We start from the raw sequence: 1,604 nt of genomic DNA, 5'->3' as shown, positions 1-1,604 counted from the left end.
CTCGCCTGGACGCCGGTACGGGCGAGTCGCGGTACGTACGTCTCCCCGGCGCGTACGGCGACCCACGGTTCGTCGGTCAGGGCCGCGGCGGCGGGCAGGGCGCGCTCGGAGTCGGGGTGGCCGTCGAGCACGACGTGGCCGAACCGGCCCGGGTGCTCGGCCTGGGCGGAGCGCAGCAGACCGCCAACGGCGGCGCCGGCCAGGTCGGTGTCGCCGGTGACGACGACCAGCCGTTCGGGCCGGTCGGCGGCGATCCACTCCTGGATCGCGGTGAGTGCCGTGCGCACGGCCTGACGCACGGCCTCGGGACCGGCGTCCGGTCCGCGCGGTGCGTCCAGGTGCAGGAGTTCCACGGCCGTGTCGTCCGCCGGGGCGGTTGCGGCCACCGGGAGCCAGTCCAGGTGCAGCACCGGGTCGGTGGGGGTGCGGGCGGCGGCGACCTGTTCGGCGGTGACGGCCCGCAGGCGCAGGGAGCCGACGGTCGCCAGGGGGGCGCCGGTGCCGTCGGCGAGGTCGACGGCGACCGTCTCGTTGCCCAGCGGGGTCAGCCGTACCCGGGCCGTACGGGCGCCGACGGCGTGGACGCGCAGACCCTGCCAGGCGAAGGGGAGGCCGCCGTCGCCGACCAGGCCGCCGAGGCCGATCGGGTGCAGCGCCGCGTCCAGGAGAGCCGGGTGCAGCAGGAAGCCCGACTCGTCGGTGTTCGCGGGGAGTTCGACCTCGGCGAGGAGGTCGTCGCCGTGCCGCCAGGCCGCGCGGACGCCGCGGAAGACCGGCCCGTAGTCGAGGCCGCGGTCGGCGAGGGTGTCGTAGAGCGCGGAGACGTCCACCGGCTCGGCGCCGGCGGGCGGCCACTCGGTCAGCGGCGTGCCGGGCGCGGTGTCCGCGGGCGCGAGGACGCCCTCGGCGTGCCGGGTCCAGGGGGCCTCGCCGTCCTCGGGGCGCGCGTGCACGCTGACGGTACGGCGGTGGTCCGTCTCGGCGCGGCCCACCCGTATCTGGAGGTGCAGGGCGCCGCGCTCAGGCAGGGCCAGGGGGGCGCCGAGGACGAGTTCGTCCAGGGTGCCGCAGCCGACGCGGTCGCCCGCGGCGAGGGCGAGTTCGGCCAGGACCGCGCCGGGCAGCAGGGTGGTGCCGAGGACGACATGGTCGGCCGTCCAGGCGGCCGGGTCCGCGGCGAGCCGTCCGGTCAGGACGAGACCGCCATCGTCCGCGAGGTCGACGGCGGCGCCGAGCAGCGGGTGCCCGGCGGTGGTCAGTCCGGCGCCGGCCAGTTCGCCGGCGGACGGTCCGGAGGGGGTCAGCCAGTACCGCGTGCGCTGGAAGGCGTAGGTGGGCAGGTCGGCGTGGCCGGTGACGCCCGTGAAGTAGCGCGGCCAGTCGACGTCGGTGCCCGTGGTGTGCAGGACGGCCAGGTTGGTGAGCAGTTGCCGCGGCCCGTCGTGCTCGCGGCGGAGGGTGCCGGCCACGACGGCGGTCCGCTCGGCGGCCTCCGCCGTCTCCTGCACCGCGGCGGTCAGCACGGGGTGCGCGCTGATCTCCACGAACGCCGCGTGCCCGGCGTCGAGCAGCCCGCGCACCGCCGGTTCGAAGCGCACCGGCTC

At 77.4% G+C, this 1,604-nt stretch carries 1 protein-coding gene; it reads right to left on the bottom strand.

Going from position 1 to position 1,604, the window contains the following annotated elements:
- A partial coding sequence (locus KWI83_RS37635) for a polyketide synthase dehydratase domain-containing protein (protein WP_218518864.1) occupies window positions 1–1,604 on the bottom strand: 1,604 nt, incomplete at both ends.

This window comes from Streptomyces sp. TRM70350, assembly GCF_019219825.1.
Classification (GTDB): Bacteria; Actinomycetota; Actinomycetes; order Streptomycetales; family Streptomycetaceae; genus Streptomyces.
The sequence above is the reverse complement of the archived record's forward strand: the minus strand, read 5'-3'. Positions and strand labels throughout refer to the sequence as shown.